The sequence below is a fragment of the Microbacterium sp. NPDC055357 genome (genome assembly GCF_053644835.1).
Genome location: NZ_JBSHLZ010000001.1, coordinates 602,899 through 620,967, shown reverse-complemented (window position 1 = coordinate 620,967; position 18,069 = coordinate 602,899). Strand labels below are relative to the sequence as shown.

Below are 18,069 nucleotides of genomic sequence, written 5' to 3'. Positions count from 1 at the left end.
GAGAGAGGCGGCTGTGGTAGTTTCGGCGCATGCCCGCGAACCTCACTTGGTGGCCCGTCTCTTAGGCGGGTGTTCGTGCGACGACAGACCGCCCCCGGGCGGTCTTCTTCGTGTAGGGCGACCGCCCGCACGACGAAAGACCGACGATGACCGGGTCCGATTCCTCCACCATCGGGGAGCTCGCAGCACGCGGCATCCCCTTCGCCCTCCTCGCACGCGACGGCGAGACCGTCGAGCTGCTCACGGGTGACGTCGTCGACGTCGAGCTTCTCGCGGACATCCCCCTCGAAGACCCCGACGGAGCGCCGCGCGAAGTGCTCGCGCTCGTGCCGTACCGCCAGGTGCGCGAACGCGGCTTCACGTGCCACGACGACGACGCGCCGCTGCGCTGCCTCGTGGTCGCGGCGCACGAGCACCTGCCGCGCGATGAGGTCATCGCCGCGCTGCCGTCCGCACCGGTCCCGCTCGGCGATGCCGGGTTCGACATCTCCGACGACGACTACGCCGACATCGTGCGCCGCGTCATCTCGGACGAGATCGGCAGCGGAGAGGGCGCGAACTTCGTCATCCGCCGCGACTTCACCGCGAGCGTCGAGACGGATGCCGCGACGGCGGCCCTCACCTGGTTCCGTGCCCTGCTCGAGCACGAGCGCGGCGCGTACTGGACGTTCGCCGTCGTGACCCCCGGGCACGTGGCCGTCGGCGCGAGCCCCGAGGCGCACGTCAGCGCACGCGGCGGCATCGTGACGATGAATCCGATCTCAGGCACATTCCGCCACCCCGAAGGCGGTGCGACCGAGGAGTCCCTCGCCGAGTTCCTGCGCTCGACGAAAGAGACCGAAGAGCTCTTCATGGTCGTCGACGAAGAGCTCAAGATGATGAGCGCCGTCTGCTCGGACGGCGGGCGCATCACGGGACCGCACCTGAAGGAGATGTCCCGCCTCACGCACACCGAGTACGTCCTTCGCGGGCGCAGCACGATGGACCCGCGTGACATCCTGCGCGAGACGATGTTCGCGCCGACGGTCACCGGGTCGCCCATGCAGAACGCGTGCACGGTCATCGAGCGGCACGAGCAGACACCGCGCGGCTACTACTCGGGCGTCGCGGCGCTGTTCACGCCCGCGAGCTCGGTCGCCGACCCTTCGACAAGCTCAGGGACCGCTCCGACGAACTCAGGGACCGCTCCGACGAACTCAGGGACCGCTCCGACAAGCTCAGGGACCGCTCCGACGAGCTCAGGGACCGCGTCGCCCCCCGAACCGCGACCGACGCACGATCTCGACGCGCCGATCCTCATCCGCACGGCCTATCTCGCCGACGGGCGCCTGCGCGTTCCCGTGGGCGCGACGCTCGTGCGGCACTCCGACCCCGACGGTGAGGTCGGCGAGACGCACGGCAAGGCCGCCGGAGTGCTCGGTGCCATCGGAGCCGTCGCGCGCGCAGGCGCCGTGCAGGCGGCATCCATCGACGAAGACGAGCCCGCCGCCGAGCCCCGCCGACTGTCGGACGATCCCGAGATCAGCGCACTGCTGCAGTCCCGCAATGCGCGCCTCGCGCAGTTCTGGCTCGATCCGCAGGATCCCGACGGCGACGGCCCGTTCGCCACGCGCACTGCCATCGTCGTGGACGCGGAGGACCGTTTCACGACGATGCTCGCCCACCAGCTGAGGCGACTCGGCCTCGTCGTCGAGATCGCCGCATGGGATGCCGTCACCGACGCGCAGCTCGACGAGGCAGAGCTCGTGGTCGCGGGACCGGGGCCCGGTGATCCCCGCGACGCCGGCAGCCCGCGCATGACGCGCATGCGTGAGATCGTCGCGCGGCGCCGCGTGCAGGGGCGTCCGCTCCTCGCCGTCTGCCTCAGCCATCAGATCCTGGCCGATTCGCTCGGGATCGAGCTCGCGCCGCTCGCCTCACCGCACCAGGGCATGCAGAAGACCGTCGACGTCTTCGGCGAGCCCGCGTCGATCGGCTTCTACAACACGTTCACGGCACGCGTGCCCGCGGGCACGACGCGCGTCGGAGAGGCCGAGATCGCCGCCGACGCCACGGGCGACGTGTACGCCCTGCGCGGCGCGGGCTTCGCCTCGGTGCAGGGCCACCTCGAGTCGATCCTGTCGCGCGACGGCATCGCGACGCTCGAGCGTCTCGTCGCCCACGCCCTGCGCTGACGCGCCGCTGGCGACGCGGAGGGTCACGCGGCGCCGGGGCCCGGCTGACCGATTCGGTCACGCAACTCAGAACAGCGAGATGGGGTTGAACAGGTCGGCGAGGATCAGCACGCCGCCCATCACGAGCAGCGCGACGAAGACGGCGAGCGTCACGGGCACGAGCTTCGTCGCATCGACGGGCCGGGGTGGCGGGCGCCGGAAGAGCTTCGCCCACATGCGCTTGAGGCCGTCCCAGAGGGCGACGACGACGTGCCCGCCGTCCAGCGGCAGCAGCGGGATCAGGTTGAAGACGAAAAGCGCGATGTTGAGCGATGCGAGCAGCCCCAAGAAACCCGACACGCGGTTGAGGATCGGAGACTCCGCCGCCGCGACCTCTCCGGCCAGGCGCCCGGCCCCCACGATGCTGAGAGGACCGTTGGGATCACGCTCCTCCCCCGTCACGAGCGCGACGCCGGTCTCCCAGATCTTCACCGGCAGCTGCCAGATGATGCCGGCGACGGCGCTGACGTTCTCGACGGCGGCCTGCGGCCCGGCCCAGATCGGCTGACGCACGTAGTCGACGGTCGGGCCGATGCCGACGAAGCCGACCTCGGCGTACTGCACGTCGCCGGCGGCATCCAGAATCGGGTATCCCCGGTCGTCGGTCACGGGCTGCTCGACCGACAGCGGGGTCACCCGCAGAGTCTGCTCGGCGCCGTCGCGTTCGATCAGGAGCGGGATCGTGGTGCCCGCCGAGGCGCGGATGATGTCGGATGCCTCGGCGAAGGTCGACACGGGTGTTCCGTCGACAGCGAGGAGCACGTCGCCCGGCAGCACCCCGGCATCGGCCGCGGGCGCGCGCGGATCGGACGGCTCGCACTGCGTGCGCTCGGACGACGCGGGGATGACGCACTCGCTGACGCGGGCGATCGAGGTCGTGGCGCTCTGTACGCCGATGCCGCTCAGCAGGATCGCGAAGAGCACGATCGCGAAGAGGAAGTTCATGATCGGTCCGCCGAGCATGATGACGATGCGCTTCCACACCGGCAGGCGGTAGAAGACGCCGTCCTCGGCACCCGCCTCGAGCGTCTCGTCGTTCGCGGCACGGGCATCCTGCACCATCGTCGCGAAGAAGCCGCCGCCGGCGCGGCCGCTGCGCTCCGCAGGCGAGGGCGGGTACATGCCCGCCATCGAGATGTAGCCGCCGAGCGGGATCGCTTTGACGCCGTACTCGGTCTCACCGCGGCGCCGTGACCACAGGGTCGGCCCGAATCCGACCATGTACTGGCCGACGCGTACGCCGAACCTCTTGGCCGGCACGAGGTGCCCGATCTCGTGGAGGGCGATCGACACCGCGAGCCCGACGACGAGCAGGACGACGCCGATCACGAACGCGAGGAACTCCACACGCACACGGTACCGGCGCGCGCCTTTGCGTTGGCTCGGAACCCTCCCGTGCTCTACTCTGACGATCGGAGAGGATCCCATGCACGCGCGCCACACCCGAACGCTGCGCGGCGCTGCCGCTTCGGCGGTCGCGACGTGGACGGCCGCCGTGTCGCACACGGTCGGTGGCGGCGAAGCGCCCGCGCCTCTTCTGCTGCTGGTGATCACGATCCTCGCTGTCCCGGTCGCGGTCGCCCTCGCCGGGCGCAGGCTCGGACTCGTCCGCCTCTCGCTCACGGTTCTGGCCGCACAGGTGCTCCTCCACGTCGCCTTCGCGGCGACGGCGGGCACGGGCGGCACGGTGCTCGGCCACGTCCACGGCCGCACGATGACGTTCGGTCCTGGTGCGGCATCCGTCGCTCCCGATGTCGCCATGCTGATCGCACACGTCGCCGCGGCGATCTTCACGGTCGCGCTCCTCCACCGCGGCGAGCGGATGCTGCGGGCTCTGGGCCGCGGCATCGCCCGGCTCGTCGCGCTGCCGAGCGAGGTCGTGATCCCCTCGTGGCCTGCTGTGCGGACGCGCGCCGCTCGTCGCCGCGTTGCGCCCCTGCGGCGCCTCCTCACCGACGTCGTCTCCCGGCGGGGCCCACCCGCCGTCGTCACCGCAGCCTGAGGGCTGCACAGCTCCTCGTCGGGTTGCGACGAGGAAACCCTCGCGCACGCCCGCATCCGGGCGGCGCTCACCGACGACGAAAGAGACCATCGCATGACCACTTCCCGCTTTTCCCGCCTGCTCGCCACCGGAATCATCGGCGGCGTCGCCCTCGCCGTGGCGATCCCCGTCGCCGCATCCGCGCACGTGCACGTCAACCCCGGCGCGGTGTCGGCCGGCGCGACCGAGACGCTCACGTTCTCGTTCTCGCACGGCTGCGACGGCTCGCCCACGACGGCCCTCGTGATCACGATCCCCGACGGCGTGGGCAACGCGACGCCGATCATGCAGGGCGGCTGGAGCGTCTCGCGCGAGGACGGTGCCGACGGCATCCCCGAGACGATCACCTTCACGGCCGACTCGCCGATCGACGACGCGATCAAGGCCACCGTCTCGTTCGACGCGCTCTTCAACGAAGACACCGCGGGCACGACGCTCGCCTTCCCGGTCCGTCAGGACTGCGTCGAGGGCGTGAACGACTGGAACGAGATCGCCGAAGAGGGTCAAGACCCGCATGACCTGCCCTCACCCGCGCCGCTCGTCGAGGTCGGAGAGGTCGCCGCGGGCGACGACGGTCACGGGCACGGCGACGCGGAGGACACGCACGCCGAAGAGGAGACCGCCAACGCTCACGACGGCGAGGCCGTTCCGATCTCCGCTCCCGCCGACGACACGACGGCACGCTGGCTCGCGGGCGGCGCGCTCGTCGCGGCCCTCGCGGCGCTCGGCGTCGCGCTCGTGCGGGGCCGCTCACCGAAGCGCTGAGCCCGTCCCGGGAAGGCCGAACACCCGGCCTTCCCGGGTTGCTCCGCGCGGGTGCTTAGATGGATCTGCCATGCCCAGCGATGCCCCTTCCCCGAACCTTCCGCCCGTCCTCCGCCCGGACGCCCCGCCCGCCCACGCGCTCGATGATCTCGCGGCCCGTTTCGACGCCGACGTACGCGGCTCGACGGCCGGCATCCTGCTCACGGGCCTGACGCTCGCGACAGCCGACCTGCGCCCCGGCGACCTGTTCGTCGCCGCGCAGGGCGGCACGCGACACGGCGCCGAATTCGCCGCCGCGGCAGCGGCGAAGGGCGCGGTCGCGATCGTGACGGATGCCGCCGGAGCCGACCGCGCCGCGGCATCCGATCTTCCCGTGCTCGTCGTCGACGACCCGCGAGGGCTGCTGGGCGACCTGTCCGCCTGGGTCTACGGGACAGGGCGCGACGATGACCTGCCGATCCTGTTCGGCACGACCGGGACCAACGGCAAGACGAGCGTGTCGCACCTGCTCGAGGGGATCCTCGGCCAGCTCGGCGTGGTGACGGGGCTGTCGTCGACGGCGGAGCGTCACATCGCGGGGCAGGTCGTCGTGTCACGGCTGACGACCCCCGAGGCATACGAGATGCACTCCCTGCTCGCCCTCATGCGCGAACGGGGGGTCGAGGCGGTCGCCGTCGAAGTGAGCGCGCAGGCGCTCAGCCGCCGTCGCGTCGACGGACTCGTGTTCGACGTGGCCGGCTTCACGAACCTCACGCACGACCACCTCGACGACTACGCGGACATGCGCGAGTACTTCGAGGCGAAGATGCCGCTGTTCCGGCCCGACCGGGCGCGGCGCTCCGTCATCTGCATCGACCATGCGTCGGGGGCCGAGATCCTCGCGCGCAGCGAGATCCCCGCGCTCACGGTCGGCACGCCGGCTGTCGCAGCCGATCCGGAGGCCGCGCGCGCGGCCGACTGGGTCGTCGAGGTGCTCGCGGAGCGCCCGGACGGCACGCGCTTCCGTCTCACGGGCCCGGAGGGACGCACCCTCACCACGGTGGTGCCGGTCATCGGCACGCACATGGCGGCGAACGCGGCGCTCGCGATCGTCATGATCCTCGAGGGCGGATACGCGTGGGAGCGCATCCGCGAAGCCCTCGACGGGGGTCGCATCGAGGCGTACCTGCCCGGCCGCACCGAGCTCGTCTCGGGCGAGCGCGGTCCCGCCGTGTACGTCGACTTCGGGCACACGCCCGACGCCTTCGAGAAGACGCTCGCGGCCGTGCGCCGCGTGACGCCCGGCAAGGTCGTCATGGTCGTTGGAGCCGACGGGGACCGCGACGCGACCAAGCGCCACGACATGGGCCGCACGTCGGCCGAGGGCAGCGACATCCTCGTCATCACCGATCACCATCCGCGGTTCGAGGACCCCGAGTCGATCCGCGCCACCCTCATCGAAGGCGCGCGACGCGCGCGGCCCGACGCCGAGATCCACGAATACACGCCGCCCGAGCGAGCGATCATCGAGGCGATCGCCCTCGTCGGCGAAGGCGACGGCATCCTGTGGGCGGGGCCGGGGCACCAGGACTACCGGGACATCCGCGGCAACCGTGCGCCGTACTCCGCTCGCGAGCTGGCTCGTCGCGCCCTGCGCGCCGCCGGCTGGCCCGTGCCCGAACCGCGATGGCCCGTGCCGTACCCCGACGACGAGACTCCCCCGTCGGATCCGCTGCGCCCCGCCTTCTGACCCCGCCTCTCTCGGCCCGCGCCCGCGCGGTCGCCGCGCCGCGCCCGCGGTACGGCGGCCGCGCCGCGCCCGCGGTACCCTCTCTGTTCACTTGCGCCCTATGCCACCGCCCAACGGCGTGTCGCCGACAAAGCACGCAAGTCAACGTGAGGGGATGCACCGCCCCCGCACCGCGCGCCGCGCCCGCACCGCGACCCGACGCGCCGACGCCCGCCGCGGCGCCGTACTCTCTCTGTTCACTTGCGCCCTATGTCAGCGCCCAACGGCGTGTCGCTGACATAGGGCGCAAGTCAACGTGGGGGGGGGAAGCCGGCCGCACCTGCCCCCGCGACGCACGCCGCCCGCGCGCCGCGCCCGCACCGCGACCCGACGCGCCAGCGCGCACCACGCCGCGGCGCCGTACCCTCGCTGTTCACTTGCGCCCTATGTCAGTGCCCGACGGCGTGTCGCCGGCAAAGGACGCAAAGTCAACGTGAAGGGAGAGGGAGGGGGCGCCTCAGCGAGCGGATGCGGCGATCGCGCGATCTGCCGCCGCCCTCGCCCACGTCTCGGCGTCGGTGAGCGATGCCCGGGTGAGCTCGTCGGGCGCTTCGTGCAGCTCGACGACGCGCTCGACGGTCTCGACGATGCCGGGAAACGACAAGCGCCCCTCGTGGAACGCATCGACGGCCTGTTCGTTGGCCGCATTGAAGACGGCAGGGTACGTACCGCCCGCGCGTCCGACGCGCTTCGCGAGCGAGACCGCAGGAAACGCGTCGCCGTCGAGCGGCTCGAACGTCCAGGACACGGCGCTCGACCAGTCCAACGGCGCCCCGACCCCCGCGATGCGGCGAGGCCAGTCCAGACCGAGCGAGATCGGCAGCCGCATGTCGGGCGGAGACGCCTGCAGGATCGTGGATCCGTCCGTGAACTCCACCATCGAGTGCACGATCGACTGGGGATGCACGACCACGTCGATGTCGCCGTAGGGCACGCCGAACAGCAGGTGCGCCTCGATCACCTCGAGGCCCTTGTTGACGAGCGTCGCAGAATTGGTCGTCACGACGCGTCCCATGTCCCACGTGGGGTGCGCGAGGGCCTCGGCGGGGGTCACGGCGCTGAGCGCGTCACGCGAGCGACCGCGGAACGGACCACCGGATGCCGTCAGCACGAGGCGGCGCACTTCGTGACGCTCGCCGGCGCGCAGCGCCTGGGCGATGGCGGAATGCTCCGAGTCGACCGGCACGATCTGACCGGGCGCGGCGATCGATGTGACGAGCTCACCGCCGACGATGAGCGATTCCTTGTTGGCGAGTGCGAGCGTACGCCCGGCTTCGAGCGCGGCGAGCGTGGGGCCCAGTCCCACCGACCCGGTGATGCCGTTCAGCACGACGTCGGCGTCGACGTCGCGCACGAGCTGCTCCGCCTCGACGGCGCCGAGCGCTGTGTGCTCGACACCGAACTCGTCGGCCTGCGCCGCGAGTGTGACGCGATTCGAGCCCGCGGACAGTCCGACCACCTCGAAGCGGCCGGGGTTGCCGCGTATGACGTCGAGGGCCTGGGTGCCGATCGAACCGGTGGAGCCGAGGATCAGGACGCGACGCATCCCGTCAGCTTAGACGCGGGCCGGCGCGGTCACCCGCCCGACCCGCGTCGAGGTCACTGAGTGGCGGGGGTGGCGACGGCGAGGATGTCGACGACGAACACCAGGGTCTGACCGGTCAGATCCTCTTCATTGATCTCGCCTTCGCCGTACGCGGCCGAGGGCGGAAGCACAGCGATGACCTGAGAACCGACCGTCTCGCCGATGACGGCGTCCGCGAAGCCCTGCACGACACCGCCGCTCGTCGAGAAGCTGAACGGCTGGCTGCCCCAGCTCTGGTCGAAGACCTCGCCGTCGTTCCACGAGACGCCGTGGTACTGCACGAGCACGGCGTCGCCTTCCTTCACCTCGACGCCGTCGCCCTTCTTGAGCGTGGCCTTGTCGAACTCGGTCGGGATGTCACCCTCGGGCAGCGTCACGGTCGGTGCACCCGACTCGTCGAGCTCGACGGTCGGGAAGCCGTCGACGGGGTCCTGCTCTTCGCCCCAGGCGACCGACTCACTCGTGCCGAGCACGTCGAGAACCCAGATGGCGGCAGGCGAGCCCTGCGACTCGGGAAGCGACATCACGATGCGTGAGCCGACGGTGGCGCATCCGAAGAACTGGTCGGGGCCGGTGCCGACCGAGACCTGGACGGGCAGCAGGTCTTCGCCGTAGCCCTCGGTTCCGGTCTCTTCACCGGTCGACGCGTCGAAGACGGTCAGAGCGTAGGTCACGAGGTCGCCGTCCGAGAGCGGGTCACCGTCGCCCTCCGTGAGCACGAGGCGCTCGGCGGTCTCGACGGTCAGCGGCGCATCGAACTCGAGCGTCGCGGACTCGCCGACCTCACCACCCACCTCGAGCGATTCGACGATCGGTCCGGAGGGCTGTGCCACCGAGCACAGGTCACCGCCCGCATCCGCGGACGACGTCGGCGTGGCTTCGGGATCGGCCGAGCCACAGCCCGCGAGGGCGAGCAGCGCGACGGCGGAGACGGAAAGAGCGGCGAGGGAGCGGATGCGCACGGAGGAACCTCGTGTTCGATAGGCGGGAGGTCCCATCTTTCCGCATTCTTCCTTTGCCCCGGCTGTGAAGGACATGCCCAGCCCGGCATGCGGCCGGGAGTAGCCTCGTCCGGTGACTTCTGCCGACGTACCTGAGCCCGCCGACAGCGCTGCCGGTGAGCCGGCGCGTCGCATGGGCGCGACGTACGCGCTCGGACGCATGGTCCTCACTCCCCTCGCGCGCGTCATGTACCGCCCGCGGGTCATCGGCAAAGAGAATGTGCCCCGCACGGGCCCGGTCATCTTCGCGAGCAATCATCTGTCGTTTATCGACTCGATCGCGATCCCGGTCGCCGCTCCCCGTCCCGTGCACTTCCTCGCCAAGTCGAGCTACTTCGACGGCACGGGCGTCAAAGGGTGGGTCTCGCGCACGTTCTTCACGGCGATCGGCGCGATTCCCGTGCAGCGCGGTGCCGGACAGGCCGCACTCGATGCCCTCGATCAGCAGCGGCAGCTGCTGGAGGACGGTCGCGCCGTCGCGCTCTATCCCGAGGGCACACGGTCGCTCGACGGACGCCTGTACAAGGGCCGCACGGGTGTCGCCTTCCTCGCCCTGCAGACGGGCGCTCCGGTCGTTCCCGTCGGCCTGATCGGCACCGACAAGGTGATGCCCGTCGGCGCCTCGGCGCCGTCACTCAAGCACCGCGTGACCGTCAAGTTCGGCGAACCGCTCGATCTCTCGCACGCGGGCCCCGCGACGTCGGGCCGCGCGCGTCGTGTCGCGACCGACGAGATCATGGCGGCGATCCACGCGCTGTCGGGCCAGGAGCTCGCGAACGCCTACAACGAGATGCCCGCGCAGAACCCGATCGAGCGGATCAAGCAGGTCCTTCCGCACGAGCGTCGCTGACGACCTCGATCGTCGGCTCGTGACGCACGGGGAAGTTCACGGAGTTCGCGATGAAGCACCACTCCGCCGCTTGCGCGTGGGCCGCTGTCGCAGCATCCGTCATCGATGCGTCCGCAACCGTGACGCGCGGACGCAGCACGACCTCGCGGAACGCTCCCCCGCCGCGGCCGTCCTGCACCATGACGCCCGTCGCGTCGTCCTCGTACGCGACGACGACGACTCCGGCCTGAACGCACGCGTGCAGATAGGACAGCAGGTGACATTCGCTCAGTGCGGACAGCAGCAGGTCCTCGGGGTTCCAGCGCGACGGGTCTCCGCGAAAGGGCTTGTCCGCCGACGCGAGCAGCGGGGGCTTCCCGTCGATCTCGAGGGTGACGCTGCGGTCGTAATCCCGATATCCCGACGTGCCCGTTCCGCGGTCGCCCGTCCACGTGCTCCGCACGGAGTATCGATGCTCGCCCCACATGCGACACAGTCTGGCACGCGCTCGCCCTCCTCGCGGCGATAGGATTTTCGGATGCCGCAGACCTTTCCCCTGACGGGAGCCGTCGAGCTCGCCGTCGTCGAACGCAGCGGTTTCGTCGAGTCCCGGCACGCCGGGGTCGCCATCACGCTGGCCCCCGACGGCACCGTCGTCGACAAGTTCGGCGACGTCTCGGCGCTGTTCCTCCCCCGCTCCAGCCTCAAGCCCCTGCAGGCGCTCGCGTGCCTCACCGCGGGGGCCACGCTCGAGGGCGAACAGCTCGGGCTCGCGACGGCGAGCCACTCCGGCACGGACCGTCACGTCGACGTCGTGCGCGACATGCTCTCGGCCGTGGGGCTCGGTGAAGACGACCTCGGCTGCCCGCCCGCGTGGCCGATCGACCCCGCCACGCGCAACAGCCTGGTGCGCGACCTCGGCCAGCCGGCATCCGTGCGCATGAGCTGTTCGGGCAAGCACGCGGCAATGCTCGCCGCGAGCGTGGCGAACGGCTGGGACCCTGCCTCGTACCTCGATCTCAATCATCCCGTTCAGATGCATATCCGCGAAGTGATCGAACGCCTGACCGGTGAGAAGATCGCGGCGAGCGCCGTCGACGGCTGCGGGGCGCCGATCTACGCTCTCACCGTCTTCGGATTCGCGCGCGCGCTGCACCGCATCGGAACGGCGTCGACGACATCGCCGTTCGCGCTGCACCGCAGCGCCGGGGCGCTCGTGCAGGCGGTGCGCGCGCACCCGTGGACGATCGATGGTCCCGGCCGTCCCGACACCGTGGCCATCGAGCAGCTCGGCGTCTTCGCCAAGAGCGGCGCGGAGGGTGTCATGGCGATGGTCGCGCCCGACGGCACGACGACGGTCGTCAAGGTGCTCGACGGCTCGGGTCGCGCCGGCACGGCGGTCGCGCTGCGGCTGCTCGAGCGTGCCGGCTCGCTGTCGGCGCAGGATGTCGCCGACACCATGTCCAAGCTTCCGCTCGCCGTCCACGGCGGCGGTACCACCGTCGGGGCCATCCGCCCCTCGGTCTGACCGCTCTCACCCAGAGCATCGAGCGCTCCAACGGCGGAGCGGAGAGGAATACACGATGCGCATCAGCATCCCCACCGAGATCAAGAACAACGAGTACCGCGTTGCGATGACGCCCGCGGGCGTCCACGACCTGGTCGCCGCGGGCCACGAGGTGTTCGTGCAGCGCGGTGCCGGCGTCGGCTCGTCGATGCCCGACACCGAGTACGAGGCTGCCGGTGCCACGATGCTCGACGATGCCGCCGAGGTCTGGGCGGGCGCCGAGCTGCTCCTCAAGGTCAAGGAGCCCATCGCGAGCGAGTACGGCTACTTCCGCGACGACCTCGTGCTCTTCACCTACCTCCATCTGGCGGCGGACCGGCCGCTCACCGAGCGCCTCGTCGCCGACGGCGTGACGGCGATCGCCTACGAGACCGTGCAGCTCCCGGGCGGCGGACTGCCCCTGCTCGCGCCGATGAGCGAGGTCGCCGGTCGGCTCGCGCCGACGGTCGGCGCGGCCACCCTCATGCGCTCGGCCGGCGGATTGGGGCTGCTGATGTCGGGCGTGCCGGGCACCCGCCCCGCCGCCGTCACCGTCATCGGCGGCGGCGTCGCCGGAGCCAACGCCGCCGTCATCGCCGTGGGCATGGGCGCCGACGTCACGATCTTCGACACGAACGTTCAGCGCCTGCGCTACCTCGATGATCACTTCCAGGGTCGCGTCAAGACCGCGGCATCCAATCCCTTCGATCTGGACCGCGCGGTCGTCGGATCGGATCTGGTCATCGGGTCGGTGCTCATTCCGGGGGCGAAGGCGCCCAAGCTCGTCACGAACGACATGGTGGCGCGGATGCGCCCCGGTTCGGTGCTCGTGGACATCGCCGTCGACCAGGGCGGCTGCTTCGCCGACACCCGTCCGACCACGCACGCCGACCCGACGTTCCCTGTGCACGGCAGCGTCTTCTACTGCGTCGCGAATATGCCCGGCGCCGTGCCGAACACGTCGACGTCAGCCCTCACGAACGCGACCCTGCCGTACATCCGGCAGATCGCGCGGCACGGCTGGCGCGATGCGCTTCGCGCGGATGCTGCGCTCGCGGGCGGGCTCAACACGGTCGGCGGCGGCGTGGTCAACGCCGGCGTCGCGAACGCCCACTCGCTCGACCTCGCGCCTCTCGCCGACGCACTGGTCTGACCCCGGTGATCGCGTTGTCGAGGATCGAGACGTAGGAGAGGGAGGCGTTCCCCGGCGCGAGCTACATCGGCGCGCACGCGCGGTGCGATCGACGTCATCGCACAGGCGTAGGGAGCGCGCCTGCGGTCCTCGAGCCGTCCGCACCCATTGCGCGTGCGCTCACCGGACGCCGGGTCCGGGTCCGGGTCCGGGAAGGACGATCCGCACGGCTTCGCCGCCCTGCGACAGCAGCCACGCGCGGCCGGCACCGGGCAGCGCGTACGGCGGCAGGTCGCGGCTTCCGCTCAGCACGCGATACTCGGCGGCGCACGACGTGTCGATGACGAGGTCGTGATCGGCGCGCACGCGCGCGAGCAGCCGCCACTCGCGCTGCCATTCGTCGGGATCGCCCATGAGCACGACGGGCCCGTACGCGGTCACGGACGGGTCGGCAGCGTATTCATCGAGCGAGAGCGAGCGGATGCCGCTGTCCGACCACACGTCGAACGCGGGCCGCGCCGCGGCACGACGCCGCGTCACGAACCCCGTCAGGGACGCGTGCGGCGTCCACGGCGGGGCGGGCACCGCGGGGGCGGCTGCCGTGACCTGGACGCCGTCCGGCACGGCGACCTGTACGGCGAGAGCGCCGAGCCGTCCTCGCCCGGGCGGCGCGTCGACCGTGTGATGCGCGGGGTCCCCGCCCGCCGCGAGGTGCTCGGCGCGCGATGCCGTCGCCAGGACGAGGCGCCGCGGCAGAATCTCGCCGAGCCGCGCCGCGGCGCCCGTGAGGCGCTGGGTCGTCGCGACGATGAGGTTTCCCGTCGCCCCTGCGCCGCGGAACAGCAGCTCGAGGCGTTCCAGCACGACCTGCGCGTGGTCCGGCGAGAGACGGGCGGGCACGGTGTCGAGATCGTCGACGATGATGACGGCGCCGTGCAGCGGCGGGTCGTCGATGAGTGCGGCGACGGAGTCCCACGTGGACTCGCCGTCGCCGGCCACGCGACGCACGACTCGAGCCTGCTCCGCGATCGTGTCGAGCACCGTCGTCTTTCCCGAGCCAGGTCCGCCGACGACGAGCAATCCACGATCGACGAGACGGAGTCCGACCGCGCGCTGCCGCTGGCGTTCCGGCTCATCCGCGATGCCGATGAGCAGCTGAGACTCTTCGCGGTCGCCGGCCATGACCCTCGCGTCCGCGAGCGAGATGGATTCGGGCAGGTCCGGCAGCCAGGGGCGGCGCGGTGCCGGACCTGTGGCGCGTCCGGCCACGGCTGAGATGTCGGCCGCGCACGTCAGCGCGATGCGGACGCGGTGCGGGCTCGCGTCGGCTGCCCGCCGGATCAGTGCGAGACCACGCGAGGCGACGCCACCGGGGAGCACCGCCGCCTCGTCGGTGCCGATCAGCGCACGACTGTCGGCGGCATCCGTCACCCGCAGGCTGAGACGCAGCGGACAGTTCGCCAGCAGGCTGTCGCGGATGACACCGGCCGCCCGCTGCGTGCCGAGGATGAGATGCAGTCCGAGTGCTCGTCCGCGCGCGGCGATGTCGCCGAAGACGGCGTGGAGTTCGGGATGCTCCGCGAGCAGTGCCGCGAACTCGTCGACGACCACGACGAGTCGCGGCAGCTCGACGCGCTCGTCGAGGATGTCACGGGCACCGCACCGCGCGAGTTCGGCCTCCCGCCACCGGATCTCGGCGCGCAGGCTCTCGATCGCCCGGCGGGCACCCGACCCGTCGAGGTCGGTGATGACGCCTGTGACGTGCGGGAGACCCCGCAGCGCGTCGAATGCCGTGCCGCCCTTGAAGTCGGCCAGCAGAAAGCTCACGTCGCGCGTCGAACGGCCCGCGGCCAGTGCCAGCACCCACGTGATGAGCAGCTCGCTCTTGCCCGATCCCGTGACACCCGCCACGACGGCATGCGGACCGTCCGCGACGAGATCGATCGCGAACGGCTGCCGCCCTGCGACACCGACGACCGCGTCGAGCGCGCTCCGCCCCGCAGCGGAGGGAGCCGGTGCGACATCGGCGAAACGTACGGGTTCGTCACGGTGGGACGTGAGGCCGAGGATCCGCGCGGCGCGGTCGGCCAGCTCCGTCGCGATCGCGGTCGCCTGCTCGATGCCGACCGCTTCGACCGCGACGTCCCGCACGCCTGTTCCGTCATCGAGGAGCGCGCGATCGAGTGACGACACCGACAGGCGCGCGCGACAGCCGGGGGGCGGATCGGCGCCCGGCGCGATGACGGCGATCGTGACGTCGGGACTGGGCGACAGCGGCTCCGCCGTCACGGCGAGGGTTCGTCCCGTCGTCGCGTGGCAGTGCGGCAGCTCGCGCACCCACGCGAGGTCGGCCGGGATCGGACCCACGATCCGCAGTATCCCGGGCGCCGTGGCGAGACACAGCTGCAGCACGAGAGCTCGATGGACGGCCGCGACGAGGGCCGGACCGCCCGTGATGGCGAGGCCGTCGTCGGCCGCCACGAGCACGGGCGCTCCGGGCAGGCGCGCCGCCCGCGCGCGCAGGGTCGTGGCCTGCGCATCGCCCGCTCCGCCGCTCACGCTGAGGCCGCTGGCCACGTCGCCCGTGCCGACGACGAGCGCGCCGGATCGGTCCGACAGCTCGCGCCACACGTCGCCGTCGCGCGCCGCGAACCCCGCGACGTCGGGATGCCGCGCCCATCGGCGCCGACGCTCGCCGTCCTGGCGGCGCTCGATCGACCGGGTGACTCGATCGCGAGCGACAACGGCCGCCTCAGCGGCCCTCTTCTTCTCGCGCCGCGCCCCACGCCGCCCGTCGACGACACTCGCCACGGCGATGAGCGGTCCGAGCCCGGCCAGCAGAAGCGCGAAGAGCGATCCGGTCACGAGCCAGAGCACGACGGCGCCGATGACCGGCACGGTCGATGCGATGAGCGGCAGCGGCGGACGGGCAGGTGGTGTCCATGCGTCAGGCAGGATCAGCGGCTCGGCGTCGTCGAGTTCGTCGATGAAGGCTCGGCGGGGTGCGGTGGCGGTCGTCACCCGCCCATTCCACGCCCTTCGCCGACGTGCGGCATCCCAGGCCGACCGGATGTGGAGAACTCCGCGCCCGGTCCCCGCTGGGGAGGAACCGCGTCAGTCGGTGCTCGTTCGCGCGACGTCGAGCACGATGATCGTGATGTTGTCGCGCCCGCCGTTCTCGAGCGCCGCGTCGAGCATCGCCTGCGCAGCATCCGCGGGATCGGCGTTCTCGCCGAGGAAGTGCTGGATCCCGTAGTCGGTGAGCTCTTTCGTCAGGCCGTCGGAGCAGATGACGAATCGGTCCCCGTCGGCCACCTCGAGTCGCACGTAGTCGGGAGTCACGCCGTCGCTCGGACCGACGGCACGGGTGATGACGTTGCCGTACGGGTGGTTCTCGGCTTCTTCGGGGCTCAGCCTGCCCGCCGCGATGAGCTCCTGCACGACCGAGTGGTCCGTCGTGATCTGCGCGATCGTGCCGTCGCGCAGCAGGTAGACGCGCGAATCGCCGATGTTCAGGGTGACCCAGTGCGGGGCGACGCCGGACACGTCGAGGTAGACGCCCGTCACGGTCGTACCCGTGCCTTCGTCGGTCGCCTCGGGGTGTGCCGATATGTCCTTCACGGCGCGGGCGAGGGCCTTCTCGATCGACCGGGGGGTGACCGCGTCACCGAGCGCGCCGAGGCGGTCGACGGCGCTCGCGCTGGCGATCTCACCGCCGATGTGCCCGCCCATGCCGTCGGCGACGATGAAGAGCGGGAAGCGGGTGAGCAGGGCGTCCTGATTGATCTCGCGACGACGGCCGCGATGCGTGATCGCCGCCCAGGACAGGTCGATTCGACCACCGGGGACCGTGACGGCGCAGGATTGCGTCGTTGTGTCGGGCACTCGCCGTCCTCCCCGTGAACCGGTCGCCTGGTCCGCCGGAGCGGCCGGACCGGCGTGCTCACATACTAGTGGGTTCGCAGGCAGCGCCAGCGGCGCCGGTCGATCCGCGACGCGCTTCGCGCCCGTCGAACCGACTCGGGATGCCGCGCTGTCGCTCTGACGTCCCGGTCGATTCAGACCTGGGCGCCGGGGTCCTCGGGCAGGGGGAACAGCGCATCGATCGCCGCGATGTCGTCGGCGGTCGGGCTCCAGGCCGTCGCGGCGGCCGCGTTGGACTCGACCTGCTCGGGGCTCGTCGCACCCGCGATAACGCTCGCGAGCCCCGGGCGCGCGAGGAACCAGCCGAACGTCGCCTGCAGCATCGTGATGCCGCGTTCGTCGCAGAACGCCTGATAGGCCTCGAGGGTGTCCCACGGTGCATCCCGCCAGACGTGTTCGCGCTGCCGCATGATGCGCGTATCGGCGGGTGCGTGCTCCCGCGAGAACTTGCCGGTGAGCAGTCCGTTGTGCAGCGGGAAGTACGGAAGGAAACCGAGCCCGAACCGGTCGACTGCGGGCAGCACGTCGCGCTCGGCCGCGCGTGCCAGCAGGCTGTAGTGATTCTGCGCGGATACGAAAGGGATGCCGGCGCGCTCGGCGGCGACGTAGTGTGCCTCGGCGATCTGCCAGCCTGAGAGGTTCGAGTGGCCGATGTAGCGGATCTTGCCCTCTCGGACGAGGTCGCCGAGCGCATCGAGGGTCTCTTCGATCGGCGTCGTCGGGTCGGGGGTGTGCAGCTGATAGAGGTCGATCCAGTCGGTCCTGAGGCGCGTCAGCGACCCCTCGACGGCGCGGCGGATGTACGCCCGCGATGCCTTCGCGCCCGACACCGGATACCCCATGTCTCGACCGTGGTGCCCGAACTTCGTCGCCAGCACGACGTCGTCGCGGCGCCCCTGCAGCGCCTCGCCCATGAGGCTCTCGGACAGTCCCGGCTCGCGGCCATACATGTCGGCGGTGTCGAGGAACGTGACGCCGCTGGCGATCGCGGCATCCAGCACGGCGCGCGTTCCCTCGAGCGTCTCGGTCTTCGCGCCCTCGCGACCGAAGTTGTTGCAGCCGAGGCCGACGGACGAAACGAGGAGACCGGATGCACCGACGCGGCGCGCGGGGATGTCAGAAGCCATGTGCTCGAGGCTAGCGGAGACCGCGAGACTGCAACGGGGCGCCGAGACAGCGGGGTTTGCCCGCTGTCTCGGCCTGCCGGTGGGCTTTCGCGGGCAGGGGGGGGGGGCAGGGGGGAGGGGAGGGGTCGAGGGGCTCGA

General features: G+C 71.4%; 14 protein-coding genes. 7 read left to right on the top strand and 7 right to left on the bottom strand.

From position 1 onward, the window contains the following. The first annotated feature begins 146 nt into the window (after nucleotides 1-146). Nucleotides 147-2,174: a chorismate-binding protein gene (locus ACWICD_RS02570; RefSeq protein WP_454139178.1), complete on the top strand. Its 2,028-nt coding sequence runs from the start codon at nucleotides 147-149 to the stop codon at nucleotides 2,172-2,174. Between the two features lie 66 nt (nucleotides 2,175-2,240). On the opposite strand, the gene ACWICD_RS02565 is transcribed toward ACWICD_RS02570, so the two are convergent. Beyond that, a complete protein-coding gene (locus tag ACWICD_RS02565; RefSeq protein ID WP_454139177.1) occupies nucleotides 2,241-3,560 on the bottom strand; it encodes a M50 family metallopeptidase in 1,320 nt (439 codons plus the stop codon). Nucleotides 3,561-3,639: 79 nt separating this feature from the next. Between ACWICD_RS02565 and ACWICD_RS02560 the strand changes: the two genes are divergently transcribed. The 3 genes from ACWICD_RS02560 (at nucleotide 3,640) to ACWICD_RS02550 (ending at nucleotide 6,748) form a co-directional block, all read left to right on the top strand. After that, complete coding sequence (locus tag ACWICD_RS02560) at nucleotides 3,640-4,215, top strand: hypothetical protein (RefSeq protein ID WP_454139176.1); 576 nt, start codon at nucleotides 3,640-3,642, stop codon at nucleotides 4,213-4,215. 93 nt (nucleotides 4,216-4,308) lie between these two features. Beyond that, nucleotides 4,309-5,019, top strand: a complete 711-nt coding sequence (locus ACWICD_RS02555; protein WP_376129933.1) for a YcnI family copper-binding membrane protein — start codon at nucleotides 4,309-4,311, stop codon at nucleotides 5,017-5,019. A 70-nt stretch (nucleotides 5,020-5,089) separates the two neighbouring features. Next, a complete protein-coding gene (locus ACWICD_RS02550; protein ID WP_454139175.1) occupies nucleotides 5,090-6,748 on the top strand; it encodes a Mur ligase family protein in 1,659 nt (552 codons plus the stop codon). Nucleotides 6,749-7,244: 496 nt separating this feature from the next. Here ACWICD_RS02550 and ACWICD_RS02545 read toward each other — a convergent pair whose 3' ends face one another. Next, on the bottom strand, nucleotides 7,245-8,333 hold the full coding sequence (locus ACWICD_RS02545; RefSeq protein WP_376129939.1) for a 1-deoxy-D-xylulose-5-phosphate reductoisomerase: 1,089 nt from the start codon (nucleotides 8,331-8,333) through the stop codon (nucleotides 7,245-7,247). A 53-nt stretch (nucleotides 8,334-8,386) separates the two neighbouring features. After that, the gene (locus ACWICD_RS02540) at nucleotides 8,387-9,334 is read right to left on the bottom strand and encodes an FKBP-type peptidyl-prolyl cis-trans isomerase (protein WP_376129942.1); all 948 of its coding nucleotides are present in this window, start codon (nucleotides 9,332-9,334) and stop codon (nucleotides 8,387-8,389) included. A 112-nt stretch (nucleotides 9,335-9,446) separates the two neighbouring features. Between ACWICD_RS02540 and ACWICD_RS02535 the strand changes: the two genes are divergently transcribed. Further along, on the top strand, nucleotides 9,447-10,223 hold the full coding sequence (locus ACWICD_RS02535; RefSeq protein ID WP_376129945.1) for a lysophospholipid acyltransferase family protein: 777 nt from the start codon (nucleotides 9,447-9,449) through the stop codon (nucleotides 10,221-10,223). Here ACWICD_RS02535 and ACWICD_RS02530 read toward each other — a convergent pair. After that, nucleotides 10,192-10,689 carry an OsmC family protein gene (locus ACWICD_RS02530; protein ID WP_376129948.1) on the bottom strand — a complete coding sequence of 166 codons (498 nt, stop codon included), beginning with the start codon at nucleotides 10,687-10,689 and terminating at the stop codon, nucleotides 10,192-10,194. The two genes, ACWICD_RS02535 and ACWICD_RS02530, sit on opposite strands and share 32 nt — an antisense overlap. Before the next feature lie 51 nt (nucleotides 10,690-10,740). Between ACWICD_RS02530 and ACWICD_RS02525 the strand changes: the two genes are divergently transcribed. Together ACWICD_RS02525 and ald are read left to right on the top strand one after the other, a co-directional pair. Continuing rightward, a complete protein-coding gene (locus tag ACWICD_RS02525; protein ID WP_376129951.1) occupies nucleotides 10,741-11,730 on the top strand; it encodes an asparaginase in 990 nt (329 codons plus the stop codon). Between the two features lie 55 nt (nucleotides 11,731-11,785). Continuing rightward, on the top strand, nucleotides 11,786-12,901 hold the full coding sequence (gene ald / locus ACWICD_RS02520; RefSeq protein WP_454139174.1) for an alanine dehydrogenase: 1,116 nt from the start codon (nucleotides 11,786-11,788) through the stop codon (nucleotides 12,899-12,901). Nucleotides 12,902-13,060: 159 nt separating this feature from the next. On the opposite strand, the gene ACWICD_RS02515 is transcribed toward ald, so the two are convergent. From ACWICD_RS02515 to ACWICD_RS02505, 3 genes are all read right to left on the bottom strand, one after another. Then, a complete protein-coding gene (locus ACWICD_RS02515; RefSeq protein WP_454139173.1) occupies nucleotides 13,061-15,901 on the bottom strand; it encodes an FtsK/SpoIIIE domain-containing protein in 2,841 nt (946 codons plus the stop codon). Nucleotides 15,902-15,994: 93 nt separating this feature from the next. After that, on the bottom strand, nucleotides 15,995-16,765 hold the full coding sequence (locus ACWICD_RS02510) for a PP2C family protein-serine/threonine phosphatase (protein WP_376129958.1): 771 nt from the start codon (nucleotides 16,763-16,765) through the stop codon (nucleotides 15,995-15,997). A gap of 173 nt (nucleotides 16,766-16,938) precedes the next feature. Continuing rightward, nucleotides 16,939-17,931, bottom strand: a complete 993-nt coding sequence (locus tag ACWICD_RS02505) for an aldo/keto reductase (RefSeq protein WP_454139172.1) — start codon at nucleotides 17,929-17,931, stop codon at nucleotides 16,939-16,941. Nucleotides 17,932-18,069: the final 138 nt, after the last annotated feature.

Bases quoted from the DNA above. Each gene is read 5' to 3' on its own strand.
- ACWICD_RS02505 (WP_454139172.1), bottom strand. From the start codon at position 17,931: ATGGCTTCTGACATCCCCGCGCGCCGCGTCGGTGCATCCGGTCTCCTC.
- ACWICD_RS02545 (WP_376129939.1), bottom strand. From the start codon at position 8,333: ATGCGTCGCGTCCTGATCCTCGGCTCCACCGGTTCGATCGGCACCCAG.
- ACWICD_RS02555 (WP_376129933.1), top strand. From the start codon at position 4,309: ATGACCACTTCCCGCTTTTCCCGCCTGCTCGCCACCGGAATCATCGGC.
- ACWICD_RS02525 (WP_376129951.1), top strand. From the start codon at position 10,741: ATGCCGCAGACCTTTCCCCTGACGGGAGCCGTCGAGCTCGCCGTCGTC.
- ACWICD_RS02570 (WP_454139178.1), top strand. From the start codon at position 147: ATGACCGGGTCCGATTCCTCCACCATCGGGGAGCTCGCAGCACGCGGC.
- ACWICD_RS02530 (WP_376129948.1), bottom strand. From the start codon at position 10,689: ATGTGGGGCGAGCATCGATACTCCGTGCGGAGCACGTGGACGGGCGAC.
- ACWICD_RS02550 (WP_454139175.1), top strand. From the start codon at position 5,090: ATGCCCAGCGATGCCCCTTCCCCGAACCTTCCGCCCGTCCTCCGCCCG.
- ald (WP_454139174.1), top strand. From the start codon at position 11,786: ATGCGCATCAGCATCCCCACCGAGATCAAGAACAACGAGTACCGCGTT.
- ACWICD_RS02560 (WP_454139176.1), top strand. From the start codon at position 3,640: ATGCACGCGCGCCACACCCGAACGCTGCGCGGCGCTGCCGCTTCGGCG.